This is a genomic window from Kitasatospora sp. NPDC085879, from assembly GCF_040686255.1.
Classification (GTDB): Bacteria; Actinomycetota; Actinomycetes; order Streptomycetales; family Streptomycetaceae; genus Kitasatospora.
Genome location: NZ_JBFBJZ010000086.1, coordinates 1 through 18813, shown reverse-complemented (window position 1 = coordinate 18813; position 18813 = coordinate 1). Strand labels below are relative to the sequence as shown.

Below are 18813 nucleotides of genomic sequence, written 5' to 3'. Positions count from 1 at the left end.
TGTCCTCAGACCCCCGTCGTGCCGGCCCCTCCCGCCGCGCCGACCCGGGCGGTGACCTCGGCGAGGAGGTCCACGGCCGGACGCAGGCCGGGCTCCTGCGCCACCGCGCGGTGCAGCAGCACCAGGGCGGCCGCGTCCTCCCCGGCACGGACGCGCCCCAGCGCCTCGTTGTAGTCGATCCGCCCGGCGTACCGCAGCCGGACCAGCGCCACGAGGTCCTCCCGGCAGGACGGGCACCGCAGGCTCTCCGGGTCCGCGGGCACCGCGCACTGGGGGCACGGCACCTCGATCGGCGGCACGGCCGTCATCGGGGATCGACCTCCTCCGGGCGGACCGGCCCGACCTGCTCCGGCACGCTGTCGTTGCCCATCTCGCGCTGCGCCTGCGCGTACAGGCCCAGCAGCGCCGAGTTGTGGCGGTTCGCCGCCTCCATGTTGGCCGACTCCACGGCGGAGTCCAGCCCGCGCAGCTCCGCCAGGATCCGCTGGCCGAGCGCCGCCGACACCATGTTCTGGCTGACGTAGATGTTGCACATCGTCAGCATCCGGAAGGTGTGGCCCAGCGAGTCGCACAGCTCGTCCGCGGCGGCTGCCGCCGCCATCGCACCCTCCCAGTCCGCGGCCTCGCGCCGCTGCCGCAGCTCGGCCGCCACCGCCCGCAGCCGGGCCAGGTCGCCCAGGTCCAGGTGCTTCTCGCAGTACAGGATGAACAGGCTCAGGTACGCCTCGGTGCTGCGCACCCAGCGCTGCGCGCGCAGCAGGAACTGCGCCCGTTCCAGCGCCGCGTCCACCGACTCGCCGCCCGTCCGGCCGCCGGCCATGTCGTCGAGGGTGTCCATCAGCCGCTGGGTCTCGCGCAGTTCGGCCTCGGTCAGCTCGTTCGCCCAGCGGTCGGTGAAGCTCTCGATCTGCCGCTGCTGCTCCTCGACCTGAACCTTGAGTTCCGGGTCGAGCGAGGCTCGGCCGAGCTTGACCGTCCGCTGCTCGCCGCCCTGGATCCGCACCGACAGGGTGATCGTGCGGTCCTGGTCGAGGCCGAACGACACCTCGACCGGGATCCGGCCGCCCAGCCCGGCCGGCAGCCGGAGGGTGAGGTGACCCATCAGCTCGTTCTGCTGGGCGATCGGCTGCTCGCCCTCGTACACGGCCACCTCGAGGCGCTGCTGCCCGCCGCCGGAGACGACGAACTCCCGGCTGACCGGGGTGCTCGTGGGGTAGCCGGTGCCCTTCGGGATGATCACCGCCAGGCGGCCGTCGTTGAGTTCGATGCCCAGGTCCTTCGGTGTGATGTCGAAGGGGTTGGTCACCTGCATCAGCTGGCCGCAGGACGGGCAGACCTCGGTGCCGGGCGGGTTCACCGCCGTGCAGCCGCCGCAGCGCAGGCCGATGTCCTGCGCGGCCGTGGCCCCCTCCGCGGTTGCCGCGCCGCCCCCGGCGCCGGCCAGCGCCTCCCCGCAGAGGCTGCAGGCGGTGGCCGCGGCCGCCGCCGGGGTGCCGCAGCGCGCGCAGTCGCGGGTCTGGCCGGCGGGCGCCGCGACGGGCGCGGCGGCCTCGGCCTCCACCTGCTGCCCGCACTTGGGGCAGGCGCCGGCCGCGGCGTCCACCGGCAGGTGACACCCGGTGCAGGTCACCCGGGCGCCGCCGAGCAGCGAGGTCGAGCACTGGGCGCACGAGGCCGCGGACAGTTCGGCAGGCGTCCGGCACTCCGGGCACTCCACCTCGGCCACCAGGGCCGACTGCACCGCCGCACCCAGCGCCACGCACTGCATCGGGTTGACGCCGCGCCGGATCCGCTTGGGACCGAACACCTCGCCCAACCGCCGCGCCACCAACGGGATCGACGTCGAGCCGCCGACCAGCAGCACCTCGTCGATGTCCCCGACGGTCAGGTTGGCCTGCATGATCGCCTTGTGGGTCAGTTCGATGGTCCGCTCGATCCGGGCCTCGATCAGCTCCTCGAACCGTGGCCGCTCGAACACCGTCTCCAGCACCAGCTGGCCCGCCCCGAGGCCCGCCAGTACGACGTCCGACGCCTCCTGGTTGGACAGCTCGATCTTGACCACCTCGGCGGCCGAGGCGATCCGCGGCCGGTCCCGCCGATCCGGCTGGTAGTCCGAGCCGTACTCGTCCCGGATGTCCTCCAGCAGCGCCGTCGTGATGGCACGGTCGAAGTCGTCCCCGCCGAGCAGGTTGTCGCCCTCGATGCCGAGCACCGACACCGATCCGGGTACCAGCAGCAGGATCGAGATGTCGAAGGTGCCACCGCCCAGGTCGTAGACCAGGACGGTACGCCCCTCGTCGCCGGCCTCGGCCGTCATCCCGTAGGCGAGGGCGGCGGCGGTCGGCTCGTTGATCACCCGCAGCACGTGCAGACCCGCCATCCGGCCGGCCTCCCGGGTCGCCGCGACCTGGCGCTCGCCGAAGTACGCGGGCACCGTGATGACGGCCCGGTGCAGCGGCTCGCCGAGGCGCTGCTCGGCGTCCTCCTTGAGCCGGTGCAGGATGATCGCGGAGATCTCGATCGGCGTGTACGAGCGGCCGTCGAACCAGACGTTCACGTCGCCGTCGGTGCCCGCGGTCACCTTGTAGTCGAGCTCGTCGAGTGCCGCCTGCACCTGCGGGTCACGGAACTTGCGGCCCATGAAGCGCTTGACCGACCGGATCACGTTCTCGCCGTCGAGGGCGAGTCGGCTCCGCGCGGTCGATCCGACCAGCAGCTCCCCCCGGCGGCCCCGGCCGACCACCGAGGGCGTGCCCTCCTGGTTCTGCCGGTTGAAGACGATCTCCGGCTCGCCCCGGCGCAGTTGGGCCACCACGGAGTTGGTGGTGCCCAGGTCGATACCGAGAGTGCGGTACATGTCGTTCCCCTCTTGTCCCCTGTGTGTCTAGCGCTTGCGTCGCTTGGGCCGCCCGGACCTCGACCAGCTCTTCCCGGCCTTGCCCCCCGTGCCGGCCCTGCCCGTGGCCGGGGGAGCGGTCGGGGCCTGTCCGGCCGTCGTCCGGTCGACGCTCCCGGAGTTCTCGGCGCTCCCGTGGTCGTCGACGGGCTCGCCGGTTGAGGCGCTTCCGATGCCTCCGGCGCTTGCGGTCGGCTCGGGCTGCTCCGCGGACGGCGGCGGGGGAGCCGTCGCGACCACCACCTGAGCCCGGCGCAGCACCTCCTCGTTCCAGAAGAAGCCGGTGACCACGCTCTGGACGACCGTTTCCGGCTCCAGTCCCGCGCGGGGCTCGGTGCCGACGATCTCGGACAGGCCCGGATCGGCGGCCATCCCCTCCAGCCGCATCGGGCGCACCCCGGCCTTGGCCAGCTTGCCGAGCAGCCGGCGCCGGGTCGCCTCGATGCCGGAGCTGCGGCCCAGCCGCACCAGCTCCGGGTCCAGGCTCAGCGCCGCCAGTGCGTCGTCCACGTCGACCAGCAGGCCCAGCAGGTCGCGCTGCGCGGCCCGGGCGGCGCGCGCGTCGTCGTCCCGCAGCCGCTGCAGCAGCGACGCCCGGAAGAGCAACTGGCTGAACGCCTGGGCCAGGTCGACGTCGAGGGCCCGCTGCGGCACCTCCATCGGCACGGCCGTCGGCACCGGTGTGCCGGGTTCCTGAGGCGTCATGGCGCTCACTCCGGGATCTCGATCGGCGGCAGCACCGACAGGTCGGCGGCGAACTGCGCCGGTACGGGCGGTTCGGCGGTGGTGGAGACGGGGGCGGGTTCCCCGAAGTCGGCGGCGAGCTCCTCACGGCGGACGACCAGCAGGGCCGCCGGTGTCACCGGCGGCCGCTCCACGACGAGCAGCGGCTCCTCCAGCACCGGGCCGAGCAACTCCGCCACCCCGTCGACCGGTTCGGGCGGCAGCAGCTGCTGGATGTCCAGCTCTAGGCGGCGGTCGGGGTTGCGCAGCAGCGCCGCGGCGTCCTGGATCTGCTGGCGGGTGTGGCGGCCCTGCCGCATGGCCTGGCCCACCGCGAGGTTGATCTCGCGCACACCCGCGGTGGGCGGGACGCCCAGGACCTCGTACGGTGACGGTTCGTGCAGGGGCATGGCGGCGGTCTCTTCTCCTCCGGCTGCAGATGACTGCAGGGACGGCTTCGGTGCGGCATTCGGGGCGGTGGTCCGGGGTGCTGGTGCTGGCCGGCCGGTTCCGTCAGCGCAGGCGGTCGATCCGGTACTTGAGGCTGCGCAGGCCGGAGTCGTTCGGGTCGCGCGCGACGGCCTTGCCGATCAGCGTCCGGGCTTCCGCGAACCTGCGGGCGTTGGCGTTGCGTACGGCGTGGGCGCCGTAGACGACGCCCAGCTCCTTGCGGATGTTGGCCTTGGCGTCCGCCGGGCCCGCCATCTGCAGGGCCTGCTCCAGCAGCAGCGCGGCGTCGGCGAACCGGTCGGCCTCGAAGTCCTTGGCGGCCTCGCTGCGCCACACGTTGACGATCACCGCCCGCATGTCGGCGGAGTCGTCGTACGTCTGGGCGCGGCGCAGCAGGGAGGCACGCTCGTCGAACGGCCGGTCCTGGTACTTCTCCAGCACGTGGTTGGCCAGCACCACCGAGACCCGGCGCGGGGCCTCGGCGGCCGGGTCGCCGTCGAAGTCCGCGTCGGCCGCCAGGGCCTCCGCCATCCGGGCGACGGCCTCGGTGCGCCGGTCGGCGAGGGCGGCGGTGAGCGAGCGGAGCTGCAGTACGTACACCAGGCCCGACCGGTGGTCGGGGTCGTCGTCGAGTTCGGTGAGTTCCTGCCACAGCCCGGTGGCCTCGACCAGGTCGCCCTCGGGGCCGAGGACACTGGCCTGGGCGGCCCGGTTGAGCAGCGCGGCCTCCAGGAAGTGGCGGGCCGTCGGGTCGTCCGGGGCCAGCGCGAGCGCCTTGCGGAGCAGGACCAGCGCCTGCCGGTAGTCCTTGGTCTCGTTGTTGATCTTGCGGGCCTGTTGGGCGTACGCGGCGCCGAGGTTCTCCCGGACCTCGCGGTGCCCGGGGGAGAGCGCGAGTGCCTGCTCCAGGAGTCCCGCCGCACCGGCCTGGTCGTCGTCGTGCTCCTTGAGCAGGGCGCGGGCGGCGCGGAGTCCGGCGTCGGCGCCGAGCGCGGCGAGTTCCGCGGTGAGTCCGGGGCCGGGCAGGGTCCGGGCCCGGGTCAGGCACTCCAGGGCCTCGCGCCATTCCTGGTGGCGGTGGTGTTCGGCGGCCTGGCTGGTGAGGGCCTCGCGCAGCAGCAGCTGCCGGGTCTCGTCGGTCTCCGCGCCGTCGGGGGCCTCCAGCGCGGACACCGCCGCGGCGTGCCGGCCCTGGAGCAGCAGGTAGCGCTGCGGCCCGAGTTCGTCGAACAGGCCGAGGGCGTGCGTGAGCGGGTGGACCCCGAACGGTCCTGGCTTGCGCCAGGGGAGCACCGCGTACTCGAACGCGCCCTGCCAGGAGGAGAGCTCGGGGCTCGGCGGCGAGGTGCGCAGCAGCCGTTCGAGGGACGGGCCGACGACGAGCCGGTGGCTGGTGGCGTCGGGGCGGCCGATCACGACCTCGTCCTCGGCGAAGGCCTCGGCGCAGCGGACCTCCATGCCGAGCCGGACCGTCCACGCGTCGACCTCGTCGCCGCTCCGGCCCTGGGCCTGGTCGAGCGTCCGCAGGTCGGTGCGGAGCCGGTCGGTCAGGGCGGCACGGGCGGCAGCCACCCGCGGTGGTTCGGCGTCCCGGCCGGTGACGTGGGCGGCGGCGTCCCACACGTCGGGCAGGTGCAGGGAGGGGACGAGGCAGCCGATGACCCAGTGCCACAGCTCGGGCCGCTCGGTCCGGTCGGCCCGGCCCGCGGGCGCGGGTTCCGCCTCCGCCGCCTCCCGCGGGCCACGCTGCGCCGGTACGCCCTGGGCGGGGACGGCGGCCGCCAGGCGGTAGGACACCAGGCCGAGTGCGTGCAGCAGCCGCGGGTGCGACGGGTCCTTGAGCAGCAGCGCGTGGTAGCAGTCCCAGGCCTCCTGATACCGGCCCTCGGCGGCGTGCCGGGCCGCCTCGTGCTCGGCGAGCACCCCGAGGGCCTCGGCCGCGAGGGCGTGCCCGGGGGTCAGCCGGACGGCCTCCCGCAGGTCGCCGGCCGCGTCCCCGAACCGGCCCGCCCCGACGGCGCGGGCGGCGCGCCGGACCAGCACCGTGGTGCGGGCCCGGTGCGCGGCGGCGGGGAGGTCGGCGAGGGCGGCGTCCAGGTCGCCGTCGTCGGCGCGCAGCAGGCACAGACCCGCGCGGACCGCTACGCCGGCCGGGCTGTCGCCCAGGGCGGCGGCCCACGCCGCCAGCGTCCGCTCGGCCTCCTGCGGCAGGCCCGCCCGCAGGGCGCAGTCCAGCACCGCGAGCAGGGCCCGTTCGGCGCAGCGGCCGCAGCGTGCCGGGCCGTCGCTCGCCGGCCGGTACAGGTGCGCCGCGCAGCCCTCTCGGCCGCAGCCGCCGCAGGCGTCCTCGGCGGCCCGGTCGCAGGTGGTGTCGGTGTCGGCCGCGCAGCAAGTGCCGCGGGCCGGGGTCAGGGCCGGTGCCGGGCCGGCCGGGTTCGCCAGGTGGTGCCGGTACCAGTCGAGGGCACCGGTCCAGTTGCCGGCCCGTTCGGCGAGCAGTGCCCGCAGCTGGGCGAGGGCCGGGTCGCCCGCCGGCTCGGGCTCGACCGGCGCGAGCAGGGCGACCGTGCGGACCGGACGGCCGGTCAGCAGGCCGGCAGCTGCCCGGTGGTAGAGATCCCGTGGGCCGTCGGCGTCGGCGGGCAGCGCGTCCGGCCCGGCCGCGGACCCCTGGGCGAGGGCCAGCGCGGCCCGCAGCCGGCCCTCCCGGGCGGAGGCGGCGGGGCCGTCCTTGCCGGGGGCGGGGGAGCCCGCCAGGGCGAGGGCGTTGGCGGCGTCGTCCAGCGCCTGAGGGTCGTCGCGGCGGGTGAGCAGCAGGTGGGCGGCCTCGCGGAGGGCGGCCTCGCGCAGGGAGAGACGCAGGCCCGGCTCGTCCGGGGTGTCGAGGACGGCCTGCTGCCACAGGGCGCGGGCCGCACCGGGGTCGGTGTCCAGCAGTCGGCGGGCGAGCAGGTCGCGCTGGGCGGTCAGCAGGGCCGGCAGGCCGGGGCCGCGCAGCGGCTCCCAGCGGTCCACCGCGCCGCTCGGGTCGCCGCCGCGGGCCAGGGCCAGGCCGTGGTGGAAGGTGGCGGCCGGGCTCCAGGGGTGGCCGGCCTCCGCCTCCGCCTGCAGCAGCGGCGCGGCCTCCTCGGCGCGGCCGGCGGCGAGCAGTGCGGCGCCGAGCCGGACCTTGGCGGGCTGCCACAGCGGGTACGCGTCGAGGGCGGTCCGGTAGTCGGCGGCGGCCTCGGCGGGGCGGCCGGCCCGTTCGTGGAGCAGGGCGAGGCCGAGGCGGGACGGGGTGTGGCCGGGCTGCGCGGCCAGGGCCGCGGTGAAGTGGCCGTGGGCCTCGTCGTCCCGGTCGAGCAGCAGGGCGAGCCGCCCCAGCGCGTAGTGCGTGCGGGGGTCGGCGGGGGCCGCCGCGGCGGCGTCCGCGAGGTCGGTGCCGGCGCCGGGGTGGTCGCCGAGGAACTGCCGGGCCAGGCCGCGGAAGAGCAGGGCCTCGGCGCGCAGCGACGCCCCGCGGGCCCACGGCGAGGGCTCGCCGGTGCCGCGCTCCACGGCGCGGCCGAAGGCTTCGACGGCTTCGGCGTTGCGCCCGGTGGCGTGCAGGTGCGCGCCGTGGCGGAACCAGAGTTCGCCGCTGCCGCCGGGTGCGGCGGCGAGCAGGACGGCCTCGGCCTCGCCCGGTCGGCCACTGTCGCGCAGGAACGCCGACCTGGCCAGCACCGGCCAGTCCCGTCCGGGGATTGCCTTCAGGGCGGCGGCGGTGGCGCCGTCGCGGTCGGCGGCGGAGGCGTCCCGGCAGCGGCGCTGCAGCCAGTCGAGGACGCGCGTGGCGGACTCCGCCTCCTCGCCGGGCTCCGGCCCGCGGTCGGTGGCGCGCAGGAAGGCGAGGGCGGGAGCGAGGTCCGGCCGGCCGGCCCGGATCTCCGCCTCCGCGAGCCGCCGCAGGCCCCAGCGGGGGATCTGCGTGTCCGGCGTTCCGACCAGCGGGAAGGCCTCGCGGCAGAACCCGAGGGCGGCCGCCTGGTCACCGAGCGCCTCGGTGGCCTCGGCCAGGCCGACCAGGGCGGTGCCGCGCTGGGGCCGCAGCGGCGGGGGTGCCAGGGCCAGCCGCTCGGTGAGCCGGGCGTACCGGCGCCGGGCCTGCTCAGGTTGCCCGGCGGCGAGCCGGGCGGCCGCCGCGGCCAGCGCCTTGGCCACCGAGGCGGCGTCGAGGGCACGTCTGCGGCGGACGAGGACGAAGCCCCCCAGGCCGGCGAGTGCCACCGCGATCAGCAGCAGCGCGAACAGCGCCATGCAGTCTCCCCCTGCGGTCCGTTCGGTCGGATCCATGAACAACTGAGTACGAGAGCAGCCGCCTTGACGTGCTGTCAACCCGTGTTCGGGCGAGATCAGGATAGGCGGCCTCCGGCGTGTCCGGGCAGGAAAAAGCACTATCGTGGGGGTTCGGGAGGGCAGGGCCGACCGGTCAGGCGGGGGGCGGAGTGTCAGAGTCACGCTGGGTACCCGGGCTGCGGTTCGGGCCGGAGTTCGATCCCGAGCAGTACGAACTGCTGGAGTTCCACCACCGCGGCGGCGAGGCCGAGGTGTGGCGCGCCGTGCGCACCGGCCGCAGCGGGCTCAAGGAGCTCGTCGCGGCGAAGATCATGCTGGAGCGCGACCCGTCCGAGGTGCGCCGCTGGCTCGGCCGCTGGGACGACGTCTCGCACAACGCCCACCGCCTGGCCGTCACCGACCTGGTGGTGCCGAGCTTCCTGCTCGGCCCCTCGCCGCACCGGCCGGGCAGCCCGCCCGGTGACGGGGTCCTGGGCTACCAGATCTCCCCGTGGGTCGAGGGCGTCCCGCTGCACCGGTGGGCGCGGGCCAACCGCGACGGCTTGCCGGCCGTGGCCGAGGTACTGGTCCGGCTCTGCCGGATCGTCGACGAACTCCATCGCAAGCGTTGGGTGCACCGCGACATCTCGCCCGCCAACGTGCTGGTGGAGCCGGAGGGCCGGGTCAAGCTGATCGACCTGACCTTCCTCGCGCCGCTGGACCGGACGTTGACGGTGGCGGTCTTCACCCCCGGGCACGTACCGCCGGAGGTCGAACAGGTCGGCGGCTTCCCGGCCACCGCCAAGGACCTGTTCGCGGTGGGCACGCTGGCCCGCAGCCTGCTGCTGCCCGAGCACGGCCGGCTGGACCAGCGGACGGCCGCCGAGCAGGCCCGCCGCGAACTGGTGGCAGCCGGATTCAGCGAGGACCTGGCCGACTGGGCCGCCGAACCGCTGCACCACGACCCGGACCGCCGCCCCGCCCCGCTCGGCCCCTGGGCCGCCCGCGGACGCGAACTCCTGCGCGCGCACCGGCCGCTGCCGCGCACCTCCTGCCTGGCCGTGCTGCCGGACACCGCGGGCCGGCCGCTGGTGGTCTCCGGCGGTTCGGACGGCGTCGGCTACACCGGCCCCGGGCTCTCGCCGCCGGAGCTCCCGGCGACCCGCACCAACCAGGGCCCGCCGACGGTGCGGGAGATCGTGGCCGGGCGGCCCGGCCGGGCGGAGGGGCTCGCCGTCTTCGCGGAGGACGGCGCAGGCGCGCTCTGGGTGGGCAACCGCTCCGGCTGGTGGGAGGTGGCGCGCGGCGTCGCCGGTGCGGCCGGTGCGGTCAACGCCTCCGGAGAGCTGGTCGCCTGGACGGCCCGGGCAGGCGTCCTGCAGTCCTTCCGCTGGTCACCGGGGGTCACCGTCACCGGGCAGGAACTGCCCGGTTGCCCGGCCGACCGGGTGCTCGCCGCCACCGAGGTGCGTGTCGGGACATGGTCCGTCCTGGTGGAGCACCAGGACCGGGTGCTCTGCTGGCAGGTGGGCTCCGACAGCCCGCCCGAGCGAATCGCCGCACCGGCCCGGGCCCGCGGCGCCGCGCTGGCCCGGTCCTCCGCCGGGCCGCAGGCCGTGATCCTCGGCCCTGACGGCGCGGTCCGGCTGTACGCGCTCGGCGGCGGCGCGGCGCCGGTCGAGATCGGCGAGTCCGAGCCGGCCCTCGGCGTGGCGATGGCCGGCCACCGCGGCGGCCCGACGATCGCGCTGGCCGGCACCGGAGGCGTCCGACTGCGCCTGCCCGCATCCGGCGGGGCGCGGCGCCCCCGCTGGTGGCGGCCCACGCTGCGGCCGGCCACCGGGGTCGCGCTGTCGGTCGGCGACGACTGGCGGCTGTGCCTGGCCGCGGTCGTCGAGGACGAGCTGCAGTGCTGGCAGGAGGACGCCGCCTACCGCTGGCAGCCAGTCCGGCTGGACAGCTGAATCGTCACTGGTCGGGGCCGCGTGCCGCACACAGGCCGACTCCTTCGGATCCTGCCGGGGGTATGGCGCCAGGGCACGTACCTCGCCGCGTTGATGTCGGTCGCCTGACACCGCACGGGCTCCCTCCTCCGCCTTGCGATGCAGGCACCCCGACGCCGAGCGCTGATCCGACAAGATCCGAGAGAGACGGTCTCGACCTCGGCTCTGGAACCGTAGCCACGGATCACGGAGACTGGGCGGCACCGGCCATGACACGCAGTCGACAACGGGAAACACGGGGAACAACTCATCGCACACCACGTCATACACCGGGCGTCCCTGGGCGCGCTGTTGGGCGTGGCCGTCCTCACCGGCACCGGCTGCTCGACGGCGAGCGGTGAGCCCGACGGATCCGGCCCGTCCGCCACGGCCACCGTCACCAAGCACCCGCTTCCGGCCGACGCCATCCTCCCGGAGACCGGAGCCGACCTCTGCACGCTCCTCGGGCCCGACTTCCTCACCCGGTACGCGCCCGGCTACACGGTGGACAGCTCACAGCCGGGTCCGCACATCCGTCCCGAGGACCGGCTCCTGCGCACCGAACAGGGCGGCACCGGTCCGCAACTGAGCTCCGGCGGGTGCATGGTCAGTATTGACAACGGCCTGGGCGGCCTCGGGGTCTCCTTCACCCGCGAGCTGCCGGGGCCGAACACCAGCATGTCACCGGAGCGGCGCTGTGCCCTGGTCGCCAAGGACCGGCACGACCGGGAGTCCGCCGAGACCCCGTCCTTGTCCCCTGACTTCACCTTCGAGGACATGCCCGCCCTCGGCCCCGGCGGCTTCCGCGAGCTCGAGACTCGGGACGGGAGGGTCATGATGGCGAGGACCCAGGGCTGCCACGGCGCCGACTGGATCATGGTCTCGGTCGTCCCCGGCCCGCACAGCGACACCGGCAAGGCCTTGAACGACGCCGTGGAGGCCCTGCAGGACATCTACCGTCGCCTGGGCGACGCCTGAGACCCGCAGTGCGAGGCTCGTTTCCTTCTGCTTGCCGGGCGAGCGACGCATCGCTGAGCCGACGGGCCGGCTACGCAGATGCGAGTCGGCACGTCTCGGCAGACCCTGGGAGAAGCTGACCACGGAGGCAAGCCATGACCGGCGAGCACACCCGGGCGCCCAGCGCGATCGTCCATATGTCGATATTCGGCGACCCGTCCGCAGCCCAGGTAGTCGCCGACGCCGTGGGGCAATCGTTCAGGCTGACCACTGCCCCGGACCCCGTGGCGGCCGGAGACTACGCCGCGACGTCCGTTGCGGCGAATCGCGCGCGTTGGCAGGTCGATACGTCCACACCGATCGAAGATGCTGCTGCACAGCCGGTTGCCCGGGGGGCCCCGGGGGCCGGCTCGGTGAGGGTGGAACTCGGCGGGCGGCCTGATGCGGTTCGCAAGGTCATGGCGGTCATCCGGGGGTGCTTCCGGTCAGGGTCGCCAGCGGGCGTGTCCCAGGGGTTCGAGGTCTGGCCGGAGGACCGGCTAAAGGATGCCGAGTAGACGCAGCCACCGGCAGTCCGTCTGATCCGCGTCGGGCGAGGACAGCGCGACGCCCCGAGACCGGCGCCTACTCCTGTAGGTCCGTGGAACACGTAGGGCCCCGGCGGGCAGAGCAAACACATGGCGGCCGAGGCCCGTGTGCCGGGGCCGTGCCGCCCGAAGGGCAGAGGTGGTTCGCCGACCGACACCGGCGGCGCTCGTGTAAGGCACTGCACCGTGTGCCGAGACCACGTGGTTCGGTGCACCTCGGTCGTGGCTATGTGGTGTCGGGGTGGGGGATCCGATCGGTGTCGATGCCGCCTCGTGCGATCTCCGCGGCCAGCTCGGCGAGTTGGATGTGCTGTGCGCGGGCGTAGGCGCGGAAGGCGGTGAACGCGTCGTCGAGGGGGAGTTGCCAGCGTTCGGCGAGGATGCCTTTGGCCTGTTCGACGGCGATGCGGCTGGTCAGCGCGTACTGGAGCTGGCCGCGTTCGGTTTCGCTGTCGTCGAGGGTGCGCTGCTGGAGGATGGCGACGGTGGCGACGTCCGCGAGTGCCTGGGCGAGCAGGACGTCGTCGTCACTCAGCTGCCCGGGTGTGCTCTGGAAGAGGCCGAGGGTTCCGATCACCCGTCCGCGCAGGCGCATCGGGATCGCGTTGGCGGTCACGAATCCGATCTGTCGGGCCTGCGAGGCGAAGGGCCGCCACTGCGACACGATCTTCTCGTTCGTGAGGTCGATGGCGACCCGCGGGTGGCCGGTGCGGTGGCAGTCGACGCACGGGCCCTGCTCGTGCTGGAGGGCGAAGAGTTCCAGCATGTGCGTGCGCTCGTCCGAGGCGGCCACGGTCATGAGCCGGTCCCGCTGGTCGGCGAGCAGGATTCCCGCCGCCTCGACGTCGAGTAGTTCCACGCAGCGCTCGCACAACTGCTGCAGGAACTCGATGACACCGAAGTCGCCGGTCAGGGAGTTGGCGACCTCCACGAATACTTCCGTCAGTCGTTGCACGCGTGTCATGGACATCGAACCTCACCGCACCTGAAGCTGTACTCACGGCTCATTCTGGTCCAGATGGAGGTGGTGGTCGACGATGCTCCGGGAGACGGCGCCGACGGCGTGTCCGGAGGCGTAGGCGTGGGCGCGGAGGCGGGCCAGGGCCTCGGGCAGCGGGACGTCGAGCTGGACGCTGAGCATTCCCGTCGCCTGATGCACGACGGCCCGCAGGAGGGCCGGCGGCTCCTCCGCGGGCTGCGCCCGGGCATCGCGGTCCGGTTCGGCAAGGCAGAGCGACGTGAGGGCCGCGGCGAGGACGCGGGCGTCGCCGGCCTGGGCTCCGGTGAGGGGGCCGCAGGTGCGTCGCACCGTGGTGAGGGCTCCGACGTGGATGGCGCCGACGCCGAGGGGGAAGCAGAACACCGCGAGGACGGGGAGCGCCGCCGACTCGGCGGCCAGCACGGGCCAGCGGTCTGAGCGGGTCCGGGCCAGGTCGGGGACGAGGACGGGCCGGCCTCCGGCGGCGGCTTCGTTCCCGGGGCCTTCGCCGAGGACGAGTTCCAGGTCCTCGAAGCGGTGGCCGAGCGTCCCGGAACACCAGATGAGTTCGCACTGGCCGGTGTCGGTCAGGAGCGAGACCGCCAGGGAGTCCACGCCGAGGGCGCGCCGTCCCGCCTCGGGAAGCGCGTGGAGGTCCAGGGTGCCGGCCTGTCTGCGGAGCAGGGGCAGGGTTCGGGCCATGAGGTCGCTGATCATGACGGTTCACGAGGCGCGTGCGGCCGCGGCGTCCAGCGTGCGGCCGGGATCGGTGAGGGGCGGGCCGTGTGCCGGCGTGAGGTAGGTGGTGGTGGCGGTGACGTCCAGCAGTCGGACGACCTGCCGGGAGGGCCTCCGCAGGGTCAGTGTTACGCCGGCGGCGGCCGCCCGGTGGGCTGCGGCGAGCAGGACGTTGAGGCCGCTCGCGTCGCAGAACGTGACGGCGCGGGCGTCGATGTCGATGGTGCGGATGCCCTCTCGAAGGCAGCGCTCGAGCACCGCGTGCAGCGCCGGCGCGGAGTCGAGGTCGATCTCGCCGGCGACGAGGACGACGGCGTGCTCGCCGCACACCGGGCGATCGACGACGACCATCAGTGCCGGAGCGGGGGTGTGGATGGCCATGCTGTGTCTCCGCGTGTCAAGTTTGGCGGCGGGTTTCGAGGCGGTCGGCGACGGGCCAGCGGACGTCGTGCACCCAGCCCGTGCGCTCCAGCAGGTGGATGACGGCGGCGGTGGGGTCGATCTGGCCGCGGTCGACACCGTGGCGGGCGCAGGTGGGGTCGGCGTGGTGGAGGTTGTGCCAGCTCTCTCCGAAGGAGAGCAGGGCGAGTGGCCACAGGTTGGTGGCGCGGTCGTGGCGGCGGGTGCGGAAGGGGCGTCTGCCGATCATGTGGCAGAGGGAGTTGACGCTCCAGGTGACGTGCTGGAGCAGGGCGACGCGGATGAGGCCGGCCCAGATCAGGGCGGTGAGTGCGGCGTGCCAGGTGCCGCCTACGGCTGCTCCCACGGCCAGGGGCAGCGCGAGGGAGAGCGCGCACAGGGCGGGGAACGCCCGGGACACGGCTCGCAGGTCCGGGTCGGCGAGGAGGTCGGGTGCGTAGCGGGCGGGCGGGGTGACGTCGGCGGTGAACAGCCAGCCGATGTGGGCGTGGAGCAGGCCGCGGAGTTCGCCGGTGAGGCTGGTGCCGAACCGGAACGGGGAGTGCGGGTCGCCGGGGCGGTCGGTGAAGGCGTGGTGGCGGCGGTGGGTGGCGACCCAGGTGATCACGTCGCCCTGGAAGCTCATCGACCCGGCGATCGCCATCGCGATCTTCATGGGGCGGTTGGGGGTGAAGCTGCCGTGGGTGAGGCCGCGGTGGAAGCCCACCGTCACGCCCAGGCCAGTGAGGCAGTACAGGACGACGGCGAGGATCACGTCGGTGGGGCCGACGAGGCTGCCCCACAGCAGCCGAAGCGCGGCCACGAGGGCGATGAAGGGGAAGGCCACCACGACGGCGGTGACGGCCATCTGCCATCGGGGGATTCGGTCGGGGCCGGCGGATTCGTCCCGCGGGAACGGGGAGACCCCGTCGTAGGGCGCCGATGCCGAAACGGTGCTGCCCCGCGCCGTGTCGGTGCCGTCATCGGAGAGTGATGAGGTACGGCGGGCTGTGATGGCCATCCCGGCTCCTTCGCCGTTGGTGCGGCGCAGCCGGGGTCTGGGGCGGCAGATCGGACCCGGTGACTCGCGCGGGAGAATCGCGCCAGGTGTTCGGTCGGGTCTTCTTCGACGGTACGCCCATCGTGTCGCCCCGCCAAGAATCCGACCGCGCGCTCGTCGAATCCGACCGCGTGCTCGCCCGCAGGAGGCCGGCCTAGGCCGAACTCGGCCGGCCGGCAGCCGGGCAGCGGCCCGGTCGTCGCGTGGACGAGGCGGAGTCGAGGCCTCGCCTTCCCGGTGCCCGGCCCGGCCACGATCGCACTCCACACCCGACTCCGACGCGGCGAGGCCGTGCTCAGCCGGGCAAGGACCACCCCGGTGCTCCGACGGGAAGGCCTCGGATCCGCTCCGGGCGCTGCGTCCGCCGGCGCGGCTTCTCCCCTCCCGATGGCTGGACCTGGCGCAGCTGTGGCGGACCGGGCGGATGGTGCGGCGGTGTCCGGCCCCGGAGATACGTGCGCCGGGCGCCACTTCTTGCCCGAAAGGGCACAACCCTTGCCGCGCCGCGTGGGGTCAGACGAGTCGGCCGGCGTGGGGGACGACGACGGTCACGGCGGCCTCGGTGGTCTCACAGAGCCCGCGGGAGCGGCCGACGTGGAGCCTGCGCAGGTCGGGGAGCCGTACTCGGCGGTCCCGTCCGGGCGGGGGTTGTCGGCCAGGGAGTCGACGACGTCCATGACTTGGCGCAGGCCGTTGGGACCGTTGGCGCGCGCCCCGCCCCGCCGCTCCGCCCCGCCTCACGCACCGACCGACTCCAGCTGGCCACCCTTGCCTGGGACACTGCCGACGGCGCGTTCGACACCGACGGGATCCCCCCACCCGAACGCCGGGCAGGGCCCGCCCCGGTCACCGACCGCGCAGGCTGTGGGCACCGGCAAACGCGAAACTCCGGCGTCTGTGGGCGCGTTGGCCGGAGGGGCGTGCCTGCCTGCCCGGTGACGACTCCGGTTCCAAGGCCAGGGAACGTTCGTCGGTTCACCAGTAGTGGCGACGGCCTCCGACCTCGTGGCCGACGGCGCCGAGGATCCAGAGGATCAGTCCGATGACGACCAGGACGATGCCGATCGTCCACAGGAAGCCGATGCCGGCGACCAAGCCGATGACGAGGAGGATGACTCCGAGGATGATCACTGGCACCTCCGGCGTGACGGCCCCTTGACTGACCTTGACCGGGGCTGCGGATACGTGGCGAGGGCCGATCCCGCGCAGGGTCTGCCGCCACGGGATCGGGAACGGCGTGCGGCTGTCCGGCTGCCTCTGCGTTCAGCGGAAGATCGCGTCGGCGGCCTTCTTGAGTGAACCCGGCTGCGCGGGTCGGCGCGGTGCTGTGGCGCGGGCCTCCAGCATGCGGGCCCCGATCTCCTGGAGTTCCTTGCGGCCCAGGGCGTCGCGGACCTTGGGGAACCAGCCGTCCTCCTCCTCCTGGATGTGGTGGCCGACGGCTTCGACGAGGACGGTGGTCTTCGCATCGAACCGCTCGTCGCCGGGGTCCATCGCGTCGAGTTCGGCGCACAGCAGGTCGGCGACGTGGTGCTCCTCGAAGGACTCCCGGATGTCGTGCTCTAGGGCGGGAACGAGTTCGCGGACCGCGGGGTACATGACCTCGTTCTCGATGAAGGTGTGGACCGTGAGTGCTTCCACGATCCTGCTCACGAGGTCCGCCTTGACCTCCGTGGCGTTCTCGTCGGCGGCTTCGAACGACCGGAAGAGGCGGCGCACCTCCTTGTGGTCCTCCTTGAGCAGAACAATTGCGTCAGTGGACATGGGTTGGCTCCTCCGTAGGGCGATGCGTGGCGTCGCGTCTGCCCACCGGGCTCGGGCTCACACGTCCGGTGCCCGCCGGTCCCGTGCCGTCCGCGCCTGCACAACTGCTGGGCGGGCGCGGTTTCAGGGCTCGGCCGCCGTGGTGAGGTTCTGCTCTCGGCCGGACACCAACAGGGGTCCCGGTCCGGGTCTGGGTCGGCTCTGCGGGGCGGGCGGTGTGCTAGTAGTGCTTTGTTAGGTGGCTTGTCGCATCGTGTGGTTGGTAGTTCTCTGGTCGTATGAGGGCTGGGGAGCTTGCGGTGTGGCGGGGCCGGTTGGAGGAGTTCGCGGCAGAGGTGTTCGCGCCCTTGGCCTGGTGTGATCAGCGGGTCAAGGGCGGACTGTATCTGCGGGGGCTGCTGCTGGACGGCCGGCGCAAGTCGATGCAGCCCATGGCCGAGCGAATGGGGATCGACCATCAGCGGTTGCAGCAGTTCATGACGTCCTCGACCTGGCCGGTCGGGGACGTGCGGGCCCGGCTGGCGCGGCGGGCCGTGCGGGCGGTGCGGCCTGAGGTGTGGGCCGTGGACGACACCGGATTCCCCAAGGACGGCAAAGCCTCACCCGGGGTCGCCCGGCAGTACTCGGGCACCCTGGGGGCTTGTATTTCAATTAGTGCTTGTTCAGGAGGACTTGGTGGGAGGGTGGACCATGACTGTGCGTCCGCCCGTCACGGTGTTACGGGCCAAGTTCGATCGGATCCTGCCGCATCTTGATGAGCGGCGCCGTCGGCTCTACCTGGCCAGTGAGGCTGCGGCGATCGGCCACGGCGGGATCGCCCTGGTGGCTGCTGCCTCGGGGACCAGTACCGCCACCGTCTCGCGTGGCGTGACCGAGTTGGCCGGGGACCCGGTGCCGACGCGGAGGGTCCGGGCTGCGGGAGCCGGCCGCAAGCCGTTGACGGTCACCGACCCCGGCCTGCTGGCCGCGCTCGAGGCGCTGATCGAGCCGCACACCCGGGGTGATCCCGTCTCGCCGCTGCGATGGACCACCTTGTCGCTGCGGGCCCTGGCCTCGGCCCTCACCTCGCAGAGCCATCCGGTCAGTGCCGCAACCGTCGGCCGTCTGCTGCACGGCCTGGGCTACAGCCTCCAGGGCACCGTCAAGACCACCGAAGGCGCCAGTCATCCGGACCGCGACGCCCAGTTCGCTCACCTGAACGCCACGGCCACCGCCTTCCTCGACGACCGGCAGCCGGTGATCAGCGTCGACACCAAGGCTAAGGAATGGCTCGGCAGCCGCGACCGGCCCGGCCGCACCTGGCGGCCGGGCAAGGACCCGATCAAGGTCGACTGCCACACCTTCACCACCAGCGACCAGCCCGTCGCCATCCCCTACGGGATCTACGACATCGCCACCAACACCGGCTGGGTCAACGTCGGAACCGACCACGACACCGCCGAGTTCGCGGTCGAGTCCATACGCCGCTGGTGGCGGAACTGCGGACGGGTGCACCATCCGAACGCCACCCGGTTGCTGATCACCGCCGACGCCGGCGGCTCCAACGATCCCCGCCGCTGGACCTGGAAGAAGCACCTGGCCGCCTTCGCCCTGGAGAGCGGCCTGGAGATCACGGTCTGCCACTTCCCGCCGGGCACGTCGAAATGGAACAAGATCGAACACCGGATGTTCTGCCACATCACCGCGAACTGGCGGGGCCAGCCATTGACCAGCTACGAGGTCGTCATCGAGACGATCGCCGCTACGACCACCCGGACCGGGCTGACCATCGGGGCCGAGCTCGACACCGGTAGCTACCTCCTGGGTTCAACGGTGAGTGCTGCCGAGTTCCAGGCCTTGCCGATCACGCCCGATGCGTTTCACGGCGACTGGAACTACACGCTGTGTCCGCGTACTGATCTGAGTGCTCCAGCCGGTACGGAGTTGTGTGCACCGCTCAGGCGACGTCGGTTTCCCGGTCGATGGCCTGGAGGCGGTTC

16 protein-coding genes are annotated in these 18813 nt (G+C 73.6%); 5 read left to right on the top strand and 11 right to left on the bottom strand.

Features of this window, described 5'->3' with window-relative positions; all coding sequences use genetic code 11:
- Positions 1-5 precede the first annotated feature (5 nt).
- From AB0P35_RS37010 to AB0P35_RS36990, 5 genes are all read right to left on the bottom strand, one after another.
- Positions 6-308: a hypothetical protein gene (locus AB0P35_RS37010; RefSeq protein WP_363519858.1), complete on the bottom strand. Its 303-nt coding sequence runs from the start codon at positions 306-308 to the stop codon at positions 6-8.
- Complete coding sequence (locus tag AB0P35_RS37005) at positions 305-2857, bottom strand: Hsp70 family protein (protein WP_363519855.1); 2553 nt, start codon at positions 2855-2857, stop codon at positions 305-307. The genes AB0P35_RS37010 and AB0P35_RS37005 overlap by 4 nt, the downstream gene beginning before the upstream one ends.
- Positions 2858-2884: 27 nt before the next feature.
- Complete coding sequence (grpE, locus tag AB0P35_RS37000) at positions 2885-3601, bottom strand: nucleotide exchange factor GrpE (protein ID WP_363519853.1); 717 nt, start codon at positions 3599-3601, stop codon at positions 2885-2887.
- A gap of 5 nt (positions 3602-3606) precedes the next feature.
- Entirely contained in the window at positions 3607-4029 is a 423-nt protein-coding gene (locus tag AB0P35_RS36995) for a hypothetical protein (protein WP_363519850.1), read from the bottom strand.
- Between the two features lie 103 nt (positions 4030-4132).
- Positions 4133-8350 (bottom strand): hypothetical protein, encoded by a 4218-nt coding sequence (locus AB0P35_RS36990; RefSeq protein ID WP_363519848.1) that lies wholly within the window; start codon positions 8348-8350, stop codon positions 4133-4135.
- Between the two features lie 188 nt (positions 8351-8538).
- On the opposite strand from AB0P35_RS36990, the gene AB0P35_RS36985 reads away from it, so the two are divergent.
- The 3 genes from AB0P35_RS36985 (at position 8539) to AB0P35_RS36975 (ending at position 11864) form a co-directional block, all read left to right on the top strand.
- Positions 8539-10332, top strand: a complete 1794-nt coding sequence (locus AB0P35_RS36985; RefSeq protein ID WP_363519845.1) for a hypothetical protein — start codon at positions 8539-8541, stop codon at positions 10330-10332.
- Positions 10333-10668: 336 nt separating this feature from the next.
- The gene (locus tag AB0P35_RS36980) at positions 10669-11328 is read left to right on the top strand and encodes a hypothetical protein (protein ID WP_363519842.1); all 660 of its coding nucleotides are present in this window, start codon (positions 10669-10671) and stop codon (positions 11326-11328) included.
- A 134-nt stretch (positions 11329-11462) separates the two neighbouring features.
- Positions 11463-11864 (top strand): hypothetical protein, encoded by a 402-nt coding sequence (locus AB0P35_RS36975; RefSeq protein WP_363519839.1) that lies wholly within the window; start codon positions 11463-11465, stop codon positions 11862-11864.
- 256 nt (positions 11865-12120) lie between these two features.
- Here AB0P35_RS36975 and AB0P35_RS36970 read toward each other — a convergent pair whose 3' ends face one another.
- From AB0P35_RS36970 to AB0P35_RS36945, 6 genes are all read right to left on the bottom strand, one after another.
- Positions 12121-12858: a GAF and ANTAR domain-containing protein gene (locus tag AB0P35_RS36970; RefSeq protein WP_363519836.1), complete on the bottom strand. Its 738-nt coding sequence runs from the start codon at positions 12856-12858 to the stop codon at positions 12121-12123.
- Between the two features lie 33 nt (positions 12859-12891).
- Positions 12892-13590 (bottom strand): ANTAR domain-containing protein, encoded by a 699-nt coding sequence (locus AB0P35_RS36965; protein ID WP_363519833.1) that lies wholly within the window; start codon positions 13588-13590, stop codon positions 12892-12894.
- A 6-nt stretch (positions 13591-13596) separates the two neighbouring features.
- Complete coding sequence (locus AB0P35_RS36960; protein ID WP_363519830.1) at positions 13597-13992, bottom strand: STAS domain-containing protein; 396 nt, start codon at positions 13990-13992, stop codon at positions 13597-13599.
- Between the two features lie 16 nt (positions 13993-14008).
- On the bottom strand, positions 14009-15031 hold the full coding sequence (locus AB0P35_RS36955) for a fatty acid desaturase (protein ID WP_363519827.1): 1023 nt from the start codon (positions 15029-15031) through the stop codon (positions 14009-14011).
- A gap of 1014 nt (positions 15032-16045) precedes the next feature.
- The gene (locus tag AB0P35_RS36950; RefSeq protein ID WP_363519825.1) at positions 16046-16201 is read right to left on the bottom strand and encodes a DUF6131 family protein; all 156 of its coding nucleotides are present in this window, start codon (positions 16199-16201) and stop codon (positions 16046-16048) included.
- A 132-nt stretch (positions 16202-16333) separates the two neighbouring features.
- Positions 16334-16834 carry a hemerythrin domain-containing protein gene (locus AB0P35_RS36945; protein WP_363519822.1) on the bottom strand — a complete coding sequence of 167 codons (501 nt, stop codon included), beginning with the start codon at positions 16832-16834 and terminating at the stop codon, positions 16334-16336.
- 278 nt (positions 16835-17112) lie between these two features.
- Between AB0P35_RS36945 and AB0P35_RS36940 the strand changes: the two genes are divergently transcribed.
- Both AB0P35_RS36940 and AB0P35_RS36935 read left to right on the top strand, forming a co-directional pair.
- Positions 17113-17589 carry a transposase gene (locus AB0P35_RS36940; RefSeq protein WP_363519820.1) on the top strand — a complete coding sequence of 159 codons (477 nt, stop codon included), beginning with the start codon at positions 17113-17115 and terminating at the stop codon, positions 17587-17589.
- The coding region (locus AB0P35_RS36935; RefSeq protein WP_363519817.1) for an ISAzo13 family transposase at positions 17525-18813 on the top strand (1289 nt) is incomplete at its 3' end. The genes AB0P35_RS36940 and AB0P35_RS36935, both read left to right, overlap by 65 nt.